Below are 19,521 nucleotides of genomic sequence, written 5' to 3'. Positions count from 1 at the left end.
ACCCGGCGTGGCTTGTTCATCCCCAACGTGGCTTGGCGCTCCCGATTCAATGCCGCCGTCAGCGCAACATCGTCCGCTCCAGATGCTCATGGCAACAATGCGTACCCGTCGGGATCGTAGCCCTAGCCGATCGGGCCTGGTCAGTTGTGGCCGGCCTCGCAAACCGGCCTGAAGCTCATGCATCGACTTCGACAGGTTGCGTCATGTCAGGACTAGACGACCTTCCCAAAGATGTGCGGTCCGAACTCACTGAACCCTCAACAACTCGCCGTCTTTCCCGGCCTAGCGAGGAGCTGTGATCAGGCAGCCATTCAAAGCACGAACACCGGAAGAGCTGATTTCCCTATTGAGCGCCGTGGCGATGGCCATTCTCGCGTCGATCATTGTCATGGTGCTGTATTATGGTCGCGAGATCATCATTCCAATAGCGCTGGCTGTCTTGCTCAGCTTCGTGCTGGCGCCCCTGGTTCGACTGGTTCAGCGTCTGCGCATTCCACGCAGTTTGGCTGTGGTGAGCGTGGTCGTAATCGCCTTCGCATTCATATTTGCGATGGGCAGTCTCCTCGCTACCCAACTCGCGCAGCTGGCCGGCGATTTGCCGCGATATCAGTCCACAATAAGCGAGAAGATCCAATCCTTCCGTGAGACCACCGCCGGTCGAGGCACGCTCGAGCGAGCTTCCAGCATGTTGAAGGACCTCAGCAAGGAGCTCGACAAGCCGAAGGAGGCCGCGAATTCGTTGGGGACCATAGCAGCTCCGAAAGCGGCCCAGCCGAAGCCCGTTCCTGTGGAAGTGCTCCAGCCCGATCCCGGTGCGCTGGAGAGCTTGCAAACGCTGATTTCACCATTGCTTCATCCGCTCGCAACGACCGGGATCATCGTCATATTCGTGATCTTCATTTTGCTTCAGCGCGAGGATCTTCGTAATCGTCTGATCAGGCTGGCCGGTTCGGATGACCTGCAGCGCACCACGGCTGCCCTTGATGACGCGGCGAGCCGCCTCAGCCGGCTTTTCCTTATCCAGCTTCTCGTGAACGGGGGCTTCGGCATCATCATCGGAATGGGTCTGTGGCTGATCGGCGTTCCAAGCGCGATCCTGTGGGGTATTCTGGCAGCAGTGCTGCGCTTCGTGCCTTACATTGGGGCGGTCATCGCCGCCGCCTTTCCTCTCGCTCTCGCGGTCGCGGTCGATCCAACCTGGACGATGCTGCTTTGGACGATCGCGCTGTTCGTGGTGGTGGAGCCCGTCGTCGGCCATGTGCTGGAGCCGATGGTCTATGGACACAGCACGGGACTGTCGCCGGTGGCCGTTGTCGCTTCTGCGACGTTCTGGACGGCGCTCTGGGGTCCGATCGGCCTCGTCCTGGCAACACCCCTTACAGTGTGTCTGGTCGTACTGGGCCGCCATGTCGAGCGCCTGGAGTTCCTGGACGTCATGTTTGGAGACCGACCAGCGCTCTCTCCGCCTGAGATATTCTATCAGCGGATGCTCGCCGGCGATCCGACAGAAGCATCGGCAAAGGCCGAGGAGTTCTTGAAGGAGCGATCTCTTGGCTCCTATTACGACGAAGTCGCCCTGCGAGGACTGCAGCTGGCTCAAGCGGATGCCGAGCGCGGCGCTCTGGCCCCCGACCGGCTGACCAAGATCAGGGATGCAGTCCAAGAATTTGCCAATAACATTTCGGAGCAGGATGAACGTCCGTCGCCGAAGGTCAACCCGACCACAGATGTCGAGGCTACATCTGCCATAGAGGGCGTGGCTGAGGACGCGCCTTATGAGAGTCTGCGGGTGCTGCGCAAGGAGGACTTGCCTTCTGAATGGCAAGGCGATCATCCCGTGCTCTGCTTAGCGGGAAGAAATCCGATCGACGAAGCCGCTGCGATCATGCTGGCTCAACTGACGAATGCGCATGGCTTGTCGGCACGAGTTGAAGCAGCGGGAGCGTTATCGACGGCGAATATCTTCCGGCTGGAGACCGCCGGGGTCGCCATTGCCTGTCTTGTCTATATGGACGCAAGTAGCCCTGCCCATATGCGTTACTCGGTGCGACGGCTTCGCCGTAAATTGCCGAACGCTACAATCATTCTGGGTTGCTGGATGAAGGACATCGACCCAGCGGCGCTGGAAACTGTGCGGGAAGGTGCCAAAGCGGATTTGGCTGCTGCAACTCTGGGCGGGGCGCTTAAACTCTGCATAGAAGCGACGGGTGTGGATGGCCTTGGCACAGGAGCCGAAGGCCAGACTTCGAAGATCACGGCCGCTTAGTAGTTTAGACGCGCAGACATGGCTGCTGCGGGCGCGCAGCAAACCATGATGTCATCATGGAGATGGCGCGGCGCCCGCGACCTTCGTTCGTACTGCGCGATTCAGCCAACCGGTCCGGGGGTCCAATCGCCGCCGGCAAGCGGCCGAACTTTTACGTCAGGAATGACCCCGCGCTCCAGGCTCGGATCGAAATGGCGCATGGTCCGCTCATTGAAGTCGATGATGCGGCCAGGCCTTAGCGGTCCCACGTCATTTATCCTGACGATGACTTTCTTGCCGACGGCCTCGACGAGGGCGTATTTCGGCTTCGCGCCAAATTGGACCCCACCGAATTTCTTACGCAAGCTCGTCTTGATGGCAGCCGACCACACCGAGGGATCATAGCGCTCGCCGGAAGCCGTCTTCGGGCCGCCCTCCTCTTTGCCAGGCTTGAACGGATTGTACATGGATGCCGCGCCAACGATCGCTTCCCCGGAAGCGGCATTGTCGGCAGCGCTTGAGTGAACCCCACCAGCTTCACATCGCGCAATCGGAACGGAAACGGCAAGCGCAATCACGGCGCCGCAAATTGCGGCGCTCGATCGGAACCCCATTATATCTCCTGTGATTTTCGATTGTTCGGTTCCGGTGCCGCAAATCATTTTGCGGATGGAGCCAACCCCTGGCTCCGGAACCGTTGTGGGAACCGTAGTGGTCCAGCACGGTGTTTTAGTTGTCGCCGTCTAAGCCAGACATTGCGTCAACAGCATGACGACGAGCGACAGAGAAATAGTGCTACGACATGACTCTCACGGCGCCACCAATCAGGACAAGCGGTGCGCTCGTCTGCCTGACCGTGGTTTCATACTCATTGACGTTGTCGTTGCAGAAGCGATCATCGCAGCGACGCTGCGGCGGAGGCAGCCACCTAGCGTGACGTGAGAAGGCTTGCTTGCGCGTGTCGCAGAGGGAGTTTGCAATGTCCTTGCGCAGCAAGGCGCGATGCTGAACACGTTCCGGGGCAACGAGCCGACGCACAGATCCGGTCAGCTTGTTCACTCCGTCCGTGTCTAGGACGTGGGACAGAAATGCTGAGCTTGTCTTCCTTCACCTTGCCCGGCATCAGTCGCAACTGCTCACAGCATCTAACAAGCCTTAACGAGCTATTGACCAGCTTCCGAGCCATGTTGCAGAGCCAGACGAAGGACTGCCCTGCTCCGCAGGCTCCGATCGCCTGAAGCCAGGAGGGTGTCCCATGCCGATGCCATACGATTCCGAGAACCCAATCGACAGAAGCCGGCGCGCGCTTTTGAGCACCGCAGCGGTTGGAATTGCAGCGGCGATTTCCACCAGCGTGTTTCCGCTACGTGGAGCGGCGGCCGCGGGCGAAAGCACAATTCGCCCCTTCCACATTGCCGTGCCGGAGGAGGACCTTGCCGAGCTTCGCCGACGCGTGTTGGCGACGCGATGGCCCGATCGCGAGACAGTTTCCGACCAGTCCCAAGGTATCCCGCTGGCGAAGCTCCAGTCCCTCGTCAACTATTGGGGGACGGCCTATGACTGGCGACAGATCGAAGCGAGAATGAATCGGCTTCCGCAGTTCGTCACCAACATCGACGGCATCGATATCCACTTCATTCATGTCCGCTCCAAACATCGCAATGCCCTCCCTGTCGTCATAACCCATGGCTGGCCGGGATCGGTCTTCGAGCAGCTCAAGCTGATCGATCCACTCACCGATCCAACGGCCCATGCAGGCCGGCCCGAGGATGCGTTCGACGTCGTGATCCCGTCGATGCCCGGCTATGGCTTCTCTGGCAAGCCGGTCGATACCGGTTGGGGTCCTGACCGCACGGCGCGCATCTGGGCGGAACTGATGAAGCGATTGGGCTACACCCACTATGTCGCGCAGGGCGGGGACTGGGGCTCGCCGGTCTCGAGTGCGATGGCACGGCTGGCGCCGGCAGGACTGCTCGGCATCCATATCAATTTGCCGGCGATCGTCCCGCCCGATATTGCCGCGATCCTGGCGGCCGGCGGGCCCGCCCCGGCAGACCTTTCCGCCAAAGAGCGCGCAGCGTTCGATGCATTCAGTGCGGCCGGCAAGATGGGCAACCGGTCCTACGCGCTGATGATGGGAACCAGGCCGCAAACGATCGGCTACGGCTTGACGGATTCTCCCGCGGGTCTGGCTGCCTGGATGCTCGGGCACCCCGGCTTCTCGCATTGGAAATTTGACGGCACCGACTCCGAAAAATCCCGCGACGAGGTACTCGACGACATCACGCTGTACTGGCTGACGAACAGCGCCACCTCCTCGGCGCGACTTTACTGGGAATATAGCGGGCGCAGTCCCGCCCTTGCAGGTCCGGAGAAGACTGCGGAGATTTCGCTGCCGGTGGCCATCACGGTCTTCCCGGGCGAGAGCTATCAAGCCCCGGAGACGTGGGCCCGGCGGGCCTATCGCAACCTGACCTACTTCCACGAGGTCGACAAAGGCGGTCATTTTGCTGCCTGGGAGCAGCCGGCGCTTTTCTCCGCCGAGCTCCGCGCCGCATTCAGGCCGCTTCGGCCCGCACATCTGGTCCAGTGACCGTGGTCAAGGGCGTCGCCGGCAAGGTGGCGATCTAACTGCGGAGGGCGTTGCTTAGCCCATCATCCCGCCGCGCTTGATCAGCTCCTTCCCCACCGCGGCCAGATGCACCTGATCCGGTCCGTCGCCGATCCGGATGAAGCGGGCGTAGACATACGCGCGGGCCAGGAACGTGTCCTGCGAGACGCCGGCGGCGCCGTGGATCTGGATGGCGCGGTCGATAACGCGGGCGGCCATGCTGGGCACCACGATCTTGGCGGCGGCAATCAGGTCGCGCGCCATCTTGTTGCCTTCGCGGTCCATCCTGTCGGCGGCTTGCAACGTCAGCAAGCGCGCCTGCGCGATCTCGCAGAATGAGTGTGCGATGTCCTCGCGCACCGAGCCTTGCTCTGCGAGCGGCTTGCCGAATGCCGTGCGGGAGACCGCGCGCTGGCACATCAATTCCAGCGCACGCTGGGCGCAGCCGATCAGCCGCATGCAATGATGGATACGGCCGGGACCGAGCCTGCCTTGCGCGATCTCGAAGCCGCGGCCCTCGCCGAGCAGGATGTTCTCCGCGGGCACGCGAACGTTCTCGTAGACGATCTCGGGATGGCCGACCGGCGCGTCGTCGTAGCCGTAGGTCAGCATGTCGCGGACGATGCGCACGCCGGGAGTCGCTCTCGGCACCAGGATCATGGATTGCTGGCGGTGGCGATCGGGATCGTCGGGCGCGGTCTTGCCCATCACGATCAGGATCTCGCAATCCTCGTTCATCGCGCCGGAGGTGAACCATTTGCGGCCGTTGATGACGTAGTCGCCGCCGTCGCGCCTGATTTCGCACTGGATGTTGGTGGCATCGCTGGAGGCCACCTGCGGCTCCGTCATCGAGAAGCCGGAGCGGATGCGCCCCTCCAGGAGCGGCTTCAGCCAGCGCTCCTGCTGTGCCGGCGTGCCGTAATTGGCCAGCACCTCCATGTTGCCGACATCGGGCGCCGAGCAATTGAACACCTCGGGCGCCCAGAGGATGCGGCCCATGATCTCCTTCACCGGCGCATATTCGAGATTGCTGAGGCCCGGACCGTGCTCGCCGGAGAGGAACAGATTCCAAAGCCCCTGCTCGCGCGCCAGCCGTTTCAGGTCCTGAAGGATCTGCGGCGTCTTGTAGCGTGTCGCCTCCGGCTTGACCTGCTCGTAATAGAGCGCCTCGACCGGCTCGACATGCGTCCGCATGAACCGGCGGACGCGCTCCTGCAACTCGAGCGAACGTTCGGAGTGGTGAAAATCCATTGTGTCCTCCTTTTCCTTCTCCCCTTGCGGGAGAAGGTGGCGCGAAGCGCCGGATGAGGGGTCTCTCTCCGCGGACGCAATAAACAGCTTCACAGGCGGAGAGAGACCCCTCACCCGGCTCGCCGCTCCGCGGCGATCCACCCTCTCCCACAAGGGGAGAGGGTGTCGTTGCGGTCACTCGCGCAGTCCCGTCACGTGCCGCGCAGCAGCTCGCTCGCGACGATCCAGTCGTTGCCGTCGAACTGGAGCATATAGCCGTCCTTGATCGGGCGGAAATCCTGCGGCGTGGTGTTGAGCGTGATGCCGGGCATCAGCAGCGACAGCGGCACGTTCTTCAAATTGGCCGCCTGCGCCATGATGTTCTCGCGCGTCAGATTATCCTTGCACTGCTTCAGCAAGACCACCAGTGCCTCGGCGACGGTGTAGCCGTAGAGACCCGCGACGTTGTTGACGTCGGCATTGGGCAGGCGCTTCTTCATGAAGTCGATATAGGCCGTCATCGCCGGATCGTTCTTCGGCGCCTCGACGAACGGCTTGAGCGAGCCGAGCGAGAGCACGCCCTTGCCGGCATCGAGACCGGCGGGGACCATCACGGTGGCCTTGTTGGCGCAGCCCGAGGCGAGGAAGCGCGTCGCCTGCCAGCCGACTTCATGCGCTTTCCGGATCGCCTGGGCGCAGGCGCGCGGCGTCACCGAATAGATCATGAATACGTCGGCCTTGGTGTTGGCGAGCGTCAGCACCTGGGAATCGACGGTGGGGTCGGCCACCTCGAAGCTCGACGCCATCGCGATCGCCTTGTCGGCGTCGGCACCAAGCGCTTCCTTGACGCCGCGCAGATATTCCTTGCCGGCGTCGTCGTTCTGATAGAGCACCGCGAAGCGCGCGTTCGGGTTCTTGGCGCGGGCATAGGCGACGTCGATGGCGGCCTCGCTGGTGTAGTTCGGTGCCCACGGCAGCGCCATCGACCACGGCATGTTGGCGGGGTCGTTCCACTTCGAGGCCGAGCTGATCAGAAACAGCTGCGGCACCTTGTTGCTGTTGAGATATTTCGCGATCGCCGAGCTCGGCGCGGTGCCCATGGTCGCGAAGATGAAGGCGACGCCGTCGCCCTCGACCAAACGCCGCGCCGCTTCCATGGTCTTCGGCGGCGAGAAGGCGTCGTCGAGCGACAGGAGATTGAGCTTGCGGCCGTTGATCCCGCCCTTCTCGTTGACCTCGTCGAAATAGGCCGAGATCACCCTGCCAGTGATGCCGAGCGGCGATGCGGGGCCGCTATAGGGCATGGTGTTGCCGATCTTGATCTCGGTGTCGCTGACACCGGGACCGTAGGATTTTTGCGCGGAGACAGGCGTGGACAGGCAGGCAGCCAGCGCTGCAGCCAGGGCCAAAGCCGCTTTCATGGTTTCTCCCCGGTGATGATCGCCGCGCGAGTCGGAAAGCGCGACGTGCTGCTTTTTGCCAGCACGTCAGATCAGCGGAGTTCCGCGAGAGGGTTTTGTGTCGAGTTGCTGATCAGTGCCGCCGCTTCAGGCTGAAGCCCAGGCTGACCCAGCCCGCGCCCGCCATGATCAGGTCGATGCCGAGAAACAGGCCGAGGATGTAGACGCTGTTTACCGGCCAACGTGCCAGGATCAACAGCCCGAGCAGCAGCGTGACGACGGCCGACAGCGCCACCCAGACCCACGGGCTTTCGCGCTTCATGCTGAAGGCGAGAAACAGCCTGACCGCGCCGGAGGCGAGCAGCGAGGCGCCAAGGAATAGGGTCAGCAGCGCCGCAGCAAACAGCGGGTTCGCGAAGGTCAGGAAGCCCGCGACGATGTAGAGCACGCCGAGCAAGGCCCAGATCACGAACTTGCCCCAGCTCTTCATCTGGAACGCACCGATGATTTCGGCCGCGCCTGCGACGATCATCATGGCGCCAACCACGATCACGCTCGCCACCGTCGCCATCACCATGCTGCCGAGCGCGACGAATCCGGCAATGAGATAGACCACGCCGAGAGCGACGATCCATCCCCATTTGCCATGCAAGGCCGCGATGCCGGAGCCCAGGCTGGAAGGATGGGAGATATCCGAGGCATTTGTCATGAGGGGCCACTCCTGCATGGGAAGCCAGCGAGCACAGGCCAGAATAGCGCGCGCCGCACCGGAGACAGCCAGCACAGCAGCCCTCGCGGGCAGCAACATTGACGCAAATCAAGACCCGGATGCGCGCCTCAGCCGCGCCTCCGCTCCATCTCCAGCTCGGCCTTGAGGTTGTCGAGATCGCGATAAATTGAAGCAATCGCAAGGACTCGGCCGCCCTTGCGATACTTCAGCAGGCAGTCCTTGCCGGAAATGCTGCCGTCGATCGCGATGTCGTCGAAGCTCTCGGCGTGGCCGACATAGTTGATCGGCACGTCATAGTGCTGCGACCAGAAGAACGGCACGGCCTCGAAGCGCTCGCGCTTGCCGAGCATGTTGCGCGCCGCGGTCTGGCCTTGCCGCTCCGCCACGACCCAGTGCTCGACGCGGATGGTTTGCCGCGAATGCGGATCGGGCCAGCGCGCGATGTCACCGGCCGCAAAGATACCGGCTATGCTGGTCTCCAGATATTCGCTGACGCTGACGCCCCGGTCGGCCGCAAGCCCCGCCTGCTCGGCGAGCGCAAGGCGCGGCTTGACGCCGATGCCGACCACGACCAGTTCGGCCTCGATCACGCCGCCGCTCTTCAACGTGGCGCGCGTGCCGTCCAGCTTTTCCACCGTGTCCTCGAGATGGAAGTTGACGCCATTCTCCTCATGCAGCGCGCGCACGAAGTCGCCCATCTCGGGACCGAGCACCTTCTGCATCGGCCGTTTGTCCGGCGCGACCACGTGCACCTCGATCTTGCGTGCCCGCAAGGAGGCCGCAACTTCCAGGCCAATGAAGCTGGCGCCGATTACCAGCGCACGCTTGGCGCCGCCGGCCGCCTTGATGATGGCGCGGCTGTCGGCGACGGAGCGCAGGGTGTAGACATGATGCTGGTCGGCCCCCGGAATCTGCAATCTGACCGGCTCGGCGCCGGTCGCGAGCAGCAGCCGGTCGAACGGCAGCCTGTCGCCGTTGCCCAGCGTCACGCTGCGCGTCTTCGCCTCGATCGCGGCGACATTCGTGTTGAGCCTGAGATCGATGCCGGCGTCCCGATAATAGTCCTCGCCCCGCAGCGGCAGCCAATCCTCCGGCGCGTTGCCGGCGAGGTAATCCTTGGAGAGATTGGGCCGGTCCACCGGCATCGCGCTGTCATTGCTGAGCATCGTGATGGCGCCGGCAAAGCCCTCGCGACGGAGCGTCTCCGCCGCCGCGAAACCCGCCGCGCCGCCGCCGATGATGACAAATTTTGCCGGCGTTGGCGCTGTCCGGTGAGGCACCGAAGGCTTCGGCATCTCGCGCTTGCGCTGAACCACGATCTTGTCCTGATCGCGCGAGACCTCCCACACCGCCAACGCATTCAGCGCCGGCGGACGGGTCGCCTCGCCTGACCGCAAGGAGAAGCAGGCGTGATGCCAGGGACAGCGGATGGTGTCGCCAACCACCAGTCCTTCGGCGAGCGGACCGTGATAGTGGCTGCAAGCCGGCTCGATCGCGAAGATCTCGCCGCCGGCCTGCACCAGCAGGACGTCTTCCTCGCCGACATGGCCGAGCAATTTGCCATCCTTGAACGCGGCGAGCGTCACGCCTCGGCTCAGGTCGGGGCCGCTTCGCTTCTTGTCCTCGGTCATGGCGTTGCCTCCTTGAGCCGTCGCGGATCAATCGTCCGAATTGGCCAGCCCCAGCAGCTCCTGGCGGGTCAACGCATTATCGCGGAACACGCCGAGCATGCGACTGGTGACGAGATCGGTCCCGGGCTTGTGCGCGCCGCGCGTGGTCATGCAGTGATGCGTTGCCTTGATGATGACCCCGACACCTTCGGGCCTCAGCACATCGTTGATCGTGTTGGCGATCTGCGCGGTCATCTTTTCCTGGATCTGAAGCCGCTTGGCGTAGATGTCGACGAGACGCGCGAGCTTGGAGATGCCGACGACGCGCCCTTGCGGGATATAAGCGACCCAGGCGCGGCCGACGATCGGTGCCATGTGGTGCTCGCAATGGCTTTCGAAGCGAACGCCGCGCAGGACGATCATCTCGTCATAGCCTTCGATCTCCTCAAACGTCTTTTGCAGGATTTCGGTGGGGTCCTGCGCATAGCCGGAGAAATACTCCTCGAAGGCGCGGGCGACTCGGTCCGGCGTTTCGCGCAGGCCGTCGCGCGCGGGATCGTCGCCGGCCCAGCGGATCATGGTGCGGATCGCCTGCTCGACCTCCGCCCTCTCAGGCCGCTCGGTCGGCGCCTGCGCGACCGCGACACGTTCCAGCCTGCGCGTTTGTGTCTTCATCGAAAACCTCCCCTGCAACGAACCGCGTACAGAAAGCGGCCCCACAGCTTGGACGGCTGCGATTGGAAAAGGTTCCCGGGATCAGGAAAAATTGGAATCCGCGAGAGCGGCAAGACTGAGGGACAAGAAACCCGGCTCTATGAGGCCGCTTTCCGCACATCGAGCACGGCCCGCGCCCATTCGGCCGGCCGCTCCTGCGGCAAATTGTGGCCGGCCCCTGTAAAGACGCGCCGCTCGAAAAAGCCCTCGAATTTGCGTGCATGGTGCGCGGTGCCGGAATTGACGCCGTCGCTGTCGCCGTCGATCGCGATGGTCGGCACCCGAACCGGCGGCTGGGCGGCGAGCTTCGCCTCGATCGCGGCATAGGCGGGATCGCCCGCGACCAGCGCGTAACGATGTCGATAGGAGTGGATCACGACATCGACGAAATCAGGATTGTCGAAGGACATTGCGGTGGTCTCGAACGTCGCGTCGTCGAACGCCCATGTCGGCGACCACATGGACCAGAGCTGGCGCGCAAAGCCGCGCCGGTTGCGCTCCAGCGCGCGGCGGCCGCGCTCATTGTGGAAGAGATATTGATACCAGAGCGCCGCCTCCTCCGTTGGCGAAGCCGGCTCCATCGAACGCGCGATGTTCTGGATGTTGTAAGAATTGCCCGAGACGAGGCCGATCACGCGCTCCGGATGCAGCACCGAGACCACGCAGGCCGCGCGCCCGCCCCAGTCGTAGCCGCCGACCACTGCGCGCGAGATTCCAAGCGCATCCATGAAGGCCAGGAGATCGGCGCCCAGCGCCGCCTGCTCACCGGAGCGCAATGTCGCAGCGGAGCGGAATCGCGTCGGCCCGTAGCCGCGCAGCCAGGGTACCAGCACCCGCGCGCCCGCTTGCGCAATGATCGGCGCGGTCTCGGCATAGGCGTTCACGTCGTAAGGAAAGCCGTGACCCATGATGCAGGGCCAGCCGTCCGGCGCGCCGTATTCGCGATAGACGATGTCGAGGATATCGGTGGTGATTGTTTTTTGTTGCATTACAAGGCGAAGCTATTTTTGCGGCCCGGACAACGTGATGTCGCGCTCGGCGCGGAACACGTTGCTGTAGAGGTTGGCGATCCACTGGCGGCCGATCTCGGTCTTGTTGAGGTAGCCGATCTCGGTCTGGATGTGCGGCGCGACGCTATTCCAATAGAACTGCGGATAGCGGTTCACGATGTCGGCCGGCGAATCGTAGCCGAGCTGGCGGTTCATGCCGACCTCTTCGAATTCGTAGTAGAGCGCGTTGGCCTTGCGCAGATAATTGGGGTCGCCGAGCTGGCCGATGAAGTCGGCGGCGCGCAGGATCGAGGCGTCGTCGTCATAGTCCTGGCCTTCCCGGGCCGGAAACCGTGTCCCCTCGATGGCGCGGGCGATGCGTTCCGGATCAAGCCCTGGAATGTGCTGCAGCCGGCGCATGACGTACAGCTTGGATCGGTCGACATGATACATCATCAGGCTGGCATCTGATGAGCCGCGGGGCAGCGAGACCCTGGTGCCTGCCGCATCGACCAAAAAACCGTCCTCGTCATCTTCTTCGAACAAGCCGCGGACATAGCCGATGTCATGGGCAAGACACGCGATCAGGACGTGGACGTAATCCTCGGCCGAGAGATGAATATGAAGATACCGGCCGCTCAGGATGGAATGGCCCGCGAGCGTGACCAGCATCGTATGTTCGACATTATGATAGAGAGCGTCGCTGTTTCCGATGCATTCCATCGCGGTGCGGGTTGCGCTCTCGACGATGTTTGCCGGAGAATCGCCGTACCTGCGGCGCATGAACGAACCCAGCGTCTTCTCCAGGGATTCCGCCGCCAGTCTCGGTAACGTCATCATGGATGCAGCCCCGTCTGTCGGTGGTGTCCCACATCAACTCCCGACGTCTCATTCTCGTCCTCGACGAAGGCGCCAGCATAGCCCATCTTGGCCGACTGGCAAAACCCGGGGGCGTAAACACGCAAATATGTTTTGCGGTTGTTGCCCCGCGATATCGCAGTTGCGGTGCCGGTTCGATACACCCAGGCTAGGGCGTCGCCGACACGGCAGGACCCGCAATCATTCCACCAGCAGCACGTCGACGGCGACGTCGAGCTTCTGCTTCGGCGAGCCGACGATGATGCCGTCGACCGGCGAAACGTCGGAAAAGTCGCGGCCGACCGCGAGCACGATATGGTCGCCAGCAACCATAAGATCGTTGGTCGGATCGAAATCGACCCAGCCAAGCTCCTCCCCGCACCACAGCGACACCCAGGCATGGGTGGCGTCGGCGCCCTGCAGGCGCGGCTGGCCCGCCGGCGGAATGGTGCGCAGATATCCGCTGACATAGGCCGCCGGCAGGCCCAGCCCGCGCAAGCCCGCAATCATCACATGGGCAAAATCCTGACAGACGCCATGTCGCTTGACGAAGACCTCGTTGAGCGGCGTCGAGATCACCGTCGCCTTCGGATCGTAGCGAAATTCGGTGCGGATGCGATGCATCAGATCGACCGCCCCGGCGAGGATGCCCGCGCCGGGCGCGAAGCTTTCCGCCGCATAGGCGCTGACCGGTCCCAGCACCGGCACCAGCGGGCTCGCAAAGACATAGCCGACCGGCGAGGACGGCCCGAGGCTCGTCGCCTCGAAGGCGATGTCGCGAATGCTCTGCCAGCCCGGACTGGCAGCGGCGCGCGCCGGCGGCTGGCGCGACACCTTCACGCGAGAGCGGGAATCGATGCGTAGAGTACGATGCGCGGCCTCGATCACGACGCTCTCGGTCAGGGTGCCGAAGAAATCGCGCCGGACGCTACGCTCCGCGGGGCGCGGACGGATCTCGAGCTTATGCGAGATCAACTCCTGGCCATGGCCACTCCTCGGCTCCAGCCGCAGCGTGCAGCGGGCGAAGCTGACCGGACTCTCGTATTGGTAAGTTGTGACGTGACGGATGTCGTAGATCACGCGAGCCCCGTCAGCTTTTCCGGTCGGCTGGCATTGGGGCCGTGCGGGAAGTAGTGCTGCCCGACCGCCTCGGCGAGGCTGAGCAGATCCTGCTCCAGTGCGAACAGCGTCTTGACCTCGAGCTTCTCGGCCTCCGCGGTTGCGAGCATCGCCTGCATCGCGACCGCAAGCCGCTGCGGCTTCTCGATCAGGCCGTGCTCCTTCAGGCTCGGCAGTGCGGCGATGTGTTCGTTCAGCGCCGTCACCTGGAACGCCACCGAACGCGGATTGTAGCTGTCGAGCACGGCGAGGTCGCGCACCGGCGCCAGGATCGGCGCCAGCAGATAACGCGAGCGGTAGGTGATCTGGCAATCCACCAGCGTCAGCAGGATATCGAGATCCTCGTCGCCGGCCTCGTCATAGGCAAACTGCCGCGCAAAACGCGTGGTGTTGATGGCGCGCTCGGTGCGACGGCCGATATCGAGAAAGCGCCAGCCGGCGGCGCGGTTCATGTTCTCATGCGCAAGGCCGGCAAAGCTCGCGAGCTCCTGCAAAGTCAGCTCGGCCGCGCTCAGCACGCTGTCGTCGTCCTCGACCTCGACGGCCAGCCGCTCCGCCATCTCGGTAATGACCTGCCAGGCGTCGGGCGACAGCCGCTCGCGCAAGGAGGTCGCCGTGCGCTGGGCCGCGCGGACCAGCGACAGTGCCGAGCCGAAGCGCTCCGGGCTCTGCAGCGCTTCGGCGACGATACGGCCGGTCGTCGCGCGCGAGGTCTGCGAGATCGCGCCCCAGGTTACCAGCAGGCGCTGGATACGCTCCGCCGATTGCAGCGAGGCCGCGGTGCCCTTGTTGGGCCCGCTCGGCGAGCCCAGCGCCCGCACCAGCCGCAGCGTCGCCTCGGCGCGTTCGAGATAGCGGCCGAGCCAGAACAGATTGTCGGCGGCGCGGCTCGGCAGCACGCCGGCGATCCGGCGGATGCGCACCTTGTCAGTCGCGGGCAGCAGCGTCGCGGTCGAGACCTGCTTGTCCGAGACCACCCAGACGTCGGCGGAACGCGCGCCGTCGCCCATCGACACCGCGCGCGCATCCGGCTGCTCGGCGATCCGGCAGAAGCCGCCGGGCATGATGGCCCAGCCGTCGGGCGTCGCGGCTGCGAACACGCGCAGCACGAAGGGACGCGGCGTGATCTGCCCCTGCTCCCACACCGGCATGGTCGAGAGCCGCACCACCTCCTGGCCGACATAGTCCATGCCGCGCGCGGCGATGGCGTCGCTCAGGCGCCGGCGGCCGGCGGCGTCGAGCTCGCTCGCGAGCACCGGACCGTTGCTGTCGAAACCGGGAACGCCGCGCCGATAGGCGCCTTCGATCGCGACCTCGTCGAGCCGCGACAACACCTCGTCGCGCGCCGAGCGCTGGCCGCACCACCAGGTCGCGATGTGGGGCATCTTCAGTTCCTCGCCAAGCAGGCGGCGGCTGAGTGCCGGCAGGAAGCCGAGCATCGCGCGCGCCTCCAGCACGCCCGATCCCGGCATGTTGGCGACGACGACGCCGTCCTTGCGCAGCACGTCGATCAGGCCGGCCACGCCGAGCCGCGAGGAGGCATCGAGCTCGAGCGGATCGAGCGAATTGGAATCGACGCGGCGCAGCAGCACGTCGAGGCGCTTGAGACCCGCAACCGTGCGAATGTGGATATGGTTGTCGCTGACGGCGAGATCGTCGCCCTCGACCAGCAGGAAGCCGAGATAGCGCGCCAGCGTCGCGTGCTCGAAATAGGTCTCGCTGAAGCTGCCCGGCGTGAGCACGCCGATCCGCGGCTCGTCGCGGTCGGCGCGCGCGCGAAGGCTGTCGCGAAACGCCTCGAAGAACGGCGCGACGCGCGGCACGTTCATCGACTTGTAGAGATCCGAGAACGCGCGCGAAAGCACCAGGCGGTTCTCCAGCGCATAGCCCGCGCCCGACGGCGCCTGCGTGCGGTCGCCGAGCACCCACCAGCGGCCGTCGGGCCCGCGGCCGACATCGGCGGCATAAAGCGAGAGATAGCGCCCGCCCGGCGGCGGCACGCCGCAGACGGGACGGAGATATTCGGGGCTGCCGGCGATCGCGGCCGCCGGCAGCGCGCCTTCGGCGACGAGGCGGCCCTCGCCATAGATGTCGCGCAGCACGAGCTCGAGCAGCTCAGCGCGCTGGGTGATTCCGTCGGACAGCTGCTTCCAGTCGGCCTCGTCGATCAGCAGCGGCAGATGGCTGATCGACCAGGGCCGGTCGGCGCTCTCGCCGGGCGCGCGATAGGTGACGCCGGCCTCGCGGAGATGACGGTCGGCCATGCCGAACCGCCGCTCGACCTCGTCGGGCGCGAGCGCGCCGAAGGCATCGAAGAAGCGGCTCCAGACCGCGCGGGGCTTGCCGTCCGGGCCGAGAAACTCGTCGGGGATGCCGGGCAGGCGCCTATAGTCGCGGACCCATTGCGCGAAGCGGCGCTCGCCTTCGCGCTGACCTTGCGCCTTACCCGCCTTGTCGTCCTCTTCGGCTGCGCCCTCGGCCATGCGCCTCTCCCTGCCCCGGCATCATACTCATTGCAGGAGCGGGGTCCGCAAGTCGAGGGTCAGCGGAAACTCATTTGTGCGTTCCTCCGGCGGCGGCTGCATCGGGCCCGGCGTATGGCCGTGGTCCTGGAATCGCGCCAGCCGCCGCGCCTCGGCCTCGTAGGTGTTGACGGGCTTGGTGTCGTAGCTGCGGCCGCCGGGATGGGCGACGTGATAGACGCAGCCGCCGAGCGAGCGCCCGTTCCAGGTGTCGATCAGGTCAAACGTCAGTGGCGCGTGGACGGGAATGGTCGGATGCAGGCCGGAGGCCGGCTGCCAGGCCTTGAAGCGGACGCCGGCCACGGCTTCGCCCGAGCGGCCGGTCGCGGTCATCGGCAGGCGGCGGCCGTTGCAGGTGACGATATGGCGGCCTTCGACAAAGCCTTCCGCCTTGACCTGGAGCCGCTCGACCGATGAGTCGACATAGCGCACGGTGCCGCCGGCCGAGCCCTCCTCGCCGAGCACGTGCCAGGGCTCCAGCGCCTGCCGCAGCTCCAGCGTCACGCCGCCATGATGGATGCGGCCGAAGGCGGGGAAGCGGAATTCGAGCTGGGCCAGATACCATTCAGGCTCGAACGGATAGCCGGACTGCTTCAACTCGCTCAGCACTTCGAGGAAATCTTCCCAGATGAAGTGCGGCAGCATGAAGCGGTCGTGCAGCGCGGTGCCCCAGCGCACGAACTTGCCTTGTTGCGGCTCGCGCCAGAATTTTGCGATCAGCGCGCGGATCAGCAGCTGCTGCGCCAGCGACATGCGCGGATCCGGCGGCATTTCGAGCGCGCGGAATTCGACGAGGCCGAGGCGCCCGGTCGTGCCGTCCGGTGAATAGAGCTTGTCGATGCAGATCTCCGCGCGATGGGTGTTGCCTGTGATGTCGACGAGGAGATGCCGGAATAAGCGATCCACCAGCCACAGCGGCGCCTGAACGCCCGGCGGCGGCACGTGCGTGAGCGCGACCTCGAGCTCGTAAATGCTGTCGTGGCGGGCTTCGTCGATGCGCGGTGCCTGGCTGGTCGGGCCGATGAACAGGCCGGAGAAGAAATAGGACAGCGACGGATGACGCTGCCAGTGCAGCACCAGGCTCTTCAGCAGATCGGGCCGGCGCAGGAACGGCGAGTCCTGCGGGCTCGAGCCGCCGACCACGACATGATTGCCGCCGCCGGTGCCGGTGTGGCGGCCATCGACCAGGAAGCGATTGGCGCCGAGGCGCGTCTTGCCGGCATCTTCATAGAGGCCGGCGGTGATCTCGACCGCCTCGCGCCAGTTCTTTGCCGGCTGGACGTTGACCTCGATCACGCCGGGATCGGGCGTCACCTTGATGACGTCGACGCGCGGATCGAATGGCGGCGGATAACCCTCGACATGGACCTGGAGCTGCATCTCCTCGGCCGTGGCTTCGAGCGCCGCGATCATCTCGAGATAATCCTCGATCTGCTCGACCGGCGGCATGAAGGCACAGAGCACGCCGTCGCGGACCTCGACCGACATCGCGGTGCGAACCGGGACGGAGGTGTTGAGCTGTTCGGGCTCGAGCCGCTCCGGCGAGTCGGGACGCGCCGGAAGGCTGAACACCGGCAGCTTGCCGCGGGCCTCCATCGGATCCCGCTCGACAATGTAGGGATATTGATCGGGCGGGACATAGCCCAGCGAGTCCAGCGGCAGGCGCAGGCCGAGCGGGGAATCCCCCGGCATCAGGAACAGATGACTGCGCCGGAGTTGCCAGCGCTCGCTGCGCCAGCGTGGTGCCGCATTCCAGCGCTGCACCGGCAGCACGAAGCCGCGAGGATTGTTGAGCCCCTGCTCGAACACCCGCGCCATCCGCGCGCGGGCCTCCGGATCGGACAATTTGGAATCGGACGGATCGACGTTGACGGGAAGCTCGGATTCCTTCTGCAGCCAGTACGCGGTGTCCTCATAGGCCGGCATGATGTAGCCGGGATCGAGGCCAAGCCGCAGCGCCGTGCCTTCCACGAACGCCTGGACGTCCTTGGCGTGCGCCGGCCGCGGATTTTCGATGCTGGCGATGAGGTCGGCATTCTTCCAGATCGGCACGCCGTCCTTGCGCCAGTACAGGCCAAACGCCCAGCGCGGCAGGCTTTCGCCGGGATACCATTTGCCCTGACCGAAGTGCAGCAGGCCTCCGGGTCCGAAACGCGCGCGCAGGCGGCGGATCAGATCGTCTGCGAGCCCGCGCTTGGTCGGACCGACGGCATCCGTGTTCCACTCGGCCCCTTCGAGATCATCGACGGAGACGAAGGTCGGCTCGCCGCCCATGGTCAGACGCACGTCTTGCGCAGCGAGATCGCCGTCGACCTGCTCGCCGAGATCATTGAGCCGTATCCAGGATTCGTCCGAGAACGGTTTCGTGATGCGCGGCGCCTCGCGAATGCGCTTGACGCTCATGTCGAAGGCGAATTCGACCTCGGCAAAGCCGGCGCCGCCGGAGATCGGCGCCGCCGAGCGGTAGTGCGGCGTCGCGGCGACCGGGATGTGGCCCTCGCCCGCGAGCATGCCCGAGGTCGCGTCGAAGCCGATCCAGCCCGCGCCCGGCAGGTAGACCTCGGCCCAGGCGTGGAGATCGGTGAAATCGTTCTCAACCTCCGGCGGCCCCTCGATTGGATCGATGTCGGGACGGACCTGGATCAGATAGCCGGAGACGAAACGGGCGGCGAGACCGAGGTGACGGAAGGTCTGGATCAGGAGCCAGGCGGAGTCGCGGCACGAGCCGGCCGCGGAGGAAAGCGTCTCCTCCGGCGTCTGCACGCCCGCCTCCATGCGGATGACGTAGCCGATCCTTTTCTGCAACTCCCTGTTGAGATCGACCAGGAAATTGACGGTGTTCGGGGCTTCGGGCGGGATCGTGTCGAGATATTTCGCGAACAGCCGATCGGGCTTGACGGTCTCGAGATAAGGCGCGAGCTCCATCTTGAGATCTTGCGTATATTCGAACGGAAAGCTGTCGGCATAGGGCTCGACGAAGAAGTCGAACGGATTGACCGTAGTCATCTGCGCCGTGAAATCGACCTCGATCTTGAGCTCGGTCGTCTTCTCCGGAAAGACGTAACGCGCGATCCAATTGCCCAGCGGATCCTGCTGCCAGTTCACGAAATGATTGGCCGGAGTGACCTTGAGCGAATAACTCAGGATCGGCGTGCGGGTATGCGGCGCCGGCCGCAGACGAATGGTCTGCGGGCCGAGATCGATCGGGCGGTCGTATTTGTAGTGCGTGACGTGGTGTAATGCGACGTAGATCGACACGGGGTGCGGTACTCCAGCAGCTTTTTTAAGCAGAACACCGCTGGTGACCTCGATCAAGCACTAACAACGGGCAAAGGGTGCCTACGCAAGGTGCGGCCCGCCCGCTTTCTTCCTTCTCCTCTTGCGGGAGAAGGTGGCGCGAAGCGCCGGATGAGGGGTACGCCTCCGCGAATTCCGGCGTGAGAGGTGCGCGCGGAGAGAGACCCCTCACCCGTCTCGCCGCTGAGCGGCGAGC

General features: G+C 64.6%; 14 protein-coding genes. 2 read left to right on the top strand and 12 right to left on the bottom strand.

The genetic code is table 11. The annotated features are described in order from the left end of the window. The first annotated feature begins 295 nt into the window (after nucleotides 1–295). Entirely contained in the window at nucleotides 296–2,266 is a 1,971-nt protein-coding gene (locus tag ABIB66_RS01990; protein WP_473317875.1) for an AI-2E family transporter, read from the top strand. 101 nt (nucleotides 2,267–2,367) lie between these two features. Here the strand turns inward: ABIB66_RS01990 and ABIB66_RS01985 are convergent, their stop codons facing one another. Then, on the bottom strand, nucleotides 2,368–2,859 hold the full coding sequence (locus ABIB66_RS01985; RefSeq protein ID WP_342761047.1) for a septal ring lytic transglycosylase RlpA family protein: 492 nt from the start codon (nucleotides 2,857–2,859) through the stop codon (nucleotides 2,368–2,370). Between the two features lie 181 nt (nucleotides 2,860–3,040). Next, nucleotides 3,041–3,304, bottom strand: coding sequence for a hypothetical protein (locus ABIB66_RS01980; protein ID WP_354206947.1), 264 nt, complete (start codon nucleotides 3,302–3,304; stop codon nucleotides 3,041–3,043). A 196-nt stretch (nucleotides 3,305–3,500) separates the two neighbouring features. On the opposite strand from ABIB66_RS01980, the gene ABIB66_RS01975 reads away from it, so the two are divergent. After that, nucleotides 3,501–4,838, top strand: coding sequence for an epoxide hydrolase family protein (locus ABIB66_RS01975; protein ID WP_354206949.1), 1,338 nt, complete (start codon nucleotides 3,501–3,503; stop codon nucleotides 4,836–4,838). A gap of 54 nt (nucleotides 4,839–4,892) precedes the next feature. On the opposite strand, the gene ABIB66_RS01970 is transcribed toward ABIB66_RS01975, so the two are convergent. The 10 genes from ABIB66_RS01970 to ABIB66_RS01925 all read right to left on the bottom strand — a co-directional run bounded on the left by ABIB66_RS01970 (nucleotide 4,893) and on the right by ABIB66_RS01925 (nucleotide 19,286). After that, the gene (locus ABIB66_RS01970) at nucleotides 4,893–6,107 is read right to left on the bottom strand and encodes an acyl-CoA dehydrogenase family protein (protein ID WP_354206951.1); all 1,215 of its coding nucleotides are present in this window, start codon (nucleotides 6,105–6,107) and stop codon (nucleotides 4,893–4,895) included. A gap of 191 nt (nucleotides 6,108–6,298) precedes the next feature. Beyond that, nucleotides 6,299–7,507 (bottom strand): ABC transporter substrate-binding protein, encoded by a 1,209-nt coding sequence (locus ABIB66_RS01965; RefSeq protein WP_354056347.1) that lies wholly within the window; start codon nucleotides 7,505–7,507, stop codon nucleotides 6,299–6,301. Between the two features lie 112 nt (nucleotides 7,508–7,619). Next, nucleotides 7,620–8,195, bottom strand: coding sequence for an HdeD family acid-resistance protein (locus tag ABIB66_RS01960; protein ID WP_354056349.1), 576 nt, complete (start codon nucleotides 8,193–8,195; stop codon nucleotides 7,620–7,622). A gap of 128 nt (nucleotides 8,196–8,323) precedes the next feature. Continuing rightward, nucleotides 8,324–9,847 (bottom strand): FAD-dependent oxidoreductase, encoded by a 1,524-nt coding sequence (locus tag ABIB66_RS01955; protein ID WP_354206953.1) that lies wholly within the window; start codon nucleotides 9,845–9,847, stop codon nucleotides 8,324–8,326. A gap of 27 nt (nucleotides 9,848–9,874) precedes the next feature. Further along, nucleotides 9,875–10,501: a GTP cyclohydrolase I FolE gene (gene folE, locus ABIB66_RS01950; RefSeq protein WP_354206955.1), complete on the bottom strand. Its 627-nt coding sequence runs from the start codon at nucleotides 10,499–10,501 to the stop codon at nucleotides 9,875–9,877. 137 nt (nucleotides 10,502–10,638) lie between these two features. Further along, a complete protein-coding gene (locus tag ABIB66_RS01945; protein ID WP_354206957.1) occupies nucleotides 10,639–11,529 on the bottom strand; it encodes an alpha/beta fold hydrolase in 891 nt (296 codons plus the stop codon). Nucleotides 11,530–11,541: 12 nt separating this feature from the next. After that, entirely contained in the window at nucleotides 11,542–12,369 is an 828-nt protein-coding gene (locus ABIB66_RS01940) for a metal-dependent phosphohydrolase (RefSeq protein WP_354254064.1), read from the bottom strand. Between the two features lie 219 nt (nucleotides 12,370–12,588). After that, nucleotides 12,589–13,467 carry a transglutaminase family protein gene (locus ABIB66_RS01935; RefSeq protein ID WP_354206960.1) on the bottom strand — a complete coding sequence of 293 codons (879 nt, stop codon included), beginning with the start codon at nucleotides 13,465–13,467 and terminating at the stop codon, nucleotides 12,589–12,591. Continuing rightward, nucleotides 13,464–15,989, bottom strand: a complete 2,526-nt coding sequence (locus ABIB66_RS01930; RefSeq protein ID WP_354254062.1) for a circularly permuted type 2 ATP-grasp protein — start codon at nucleotides 15,987–15,989, stop codon at nucleotides 13,464–13,466. The genes ABIB66_RS01935 and ABIB66_RS01930 overlap by 4 nt, the downstream gene beginning before the upstream one ends. A gap of 27 nt (nucleotides 15,990–16,016) precedes the next feature. Next, complete coding sequence (locus ABIB66_RS01925; protein ID WP_354206964.1) at nucleotides 16,017–19,286, bottom strand: transglutaminase family protein; 3,270 nt, start codon at nucleotides 19,284–19,286, stop codon at nucleotides 16,017–16,019. Between the last annotated feature and the right edge of the window lie 235 nt (nucleotides 19,287–19,521).

Origin of the sequence: Bradyrhizobium sp. F1.13.3 (assembly GCF_040548265.1) — a bacterium.
In the GTDB taxonomy this organism is placed as follows: Bacteria; Pseudomonadota; Alphaproteobacteria; order Rhizobiales; family Xanthobacteraceae; genus Bradyrhizobium.
Note: the sequence above shows the minus strand (reverse complement) of the source record. Positions and strands in the feature narration are given on the sequence as shown.

Bases quoted from the DNA above. Each gene is read 5' to 3' on its own strand.
- ABIB66_RS01985 (WP_342761047.1), bottom strand. From the start codon at position 2,859: ATGGGGTTCCGATCGAGCGCCGCAATTTGCGGCGCCGTGATTGCGCTT.
- ABIB66_RS01965 (WP_354056347.1), bottom strand. From the start codon at position 7,507: ATGAAAGCGGCTTTGGCCCTGGCTGCAGCGCTGGCTGCCTGCCTGTCC.
- folE (WP_354206955.1), bottom strand. From the start codon at position 10,501: ATGAAGACACAAACGCGCAGGCTGGAACGTGTCGCGGTCGCGCAGGCG.
- ABIB66_RS01970 (WP_354206951.1), bottom strand. From the start codon at position 6,107: ATGGATTTTCACCACTCCGAACGTTCGCTCGAGTTGCAGGAGCGCGTC.
- ABIB66_RS01940 (WP_354254064.1), bottom strand. From the start codon at position 12,369: ATGATGACGTTACCGAGACTGGCGGCGGAATCCCTGGAGAAGACGCTG.
- ABIB66_RS01975 (WP_354206949.1), top strand. From the start codon at position 3,501: ATGCCGATGCCATACGATTCCGAGAACCCAATCGACAGAAGCCGGCGC.
- ABIB66_RS01960 (WP_354056349.1), bottom strand. From the start codon at position 8,195: ATGACAAATGCCTCGGATATCTCCCATCCTTCCAGCCTGGGCTCCGGC.
- ABIB66_RS01930 (WP_354254062.1), bottom strand. From the start codon at position 15,989: ATGGCCGAGGGCGCAGCCGAAGAGGACGACAAGGCGGGTAAGGCGCAA.
- ABIB66_RS01945 (WP_354206957.1), bottom strand. From the start codon at position 11,529: ATGCAACAAAAAACAATCACCACCGATATCCTCGACATCGTCTATCGC.
- ABIB66_RS01955 (WP_354206953.1), bottom strand. From the start codon at position 9,847: ATGACCGAGGACAAGAAGCGAAGCGGCCCCGACCTGAGCCGAGGCGTG.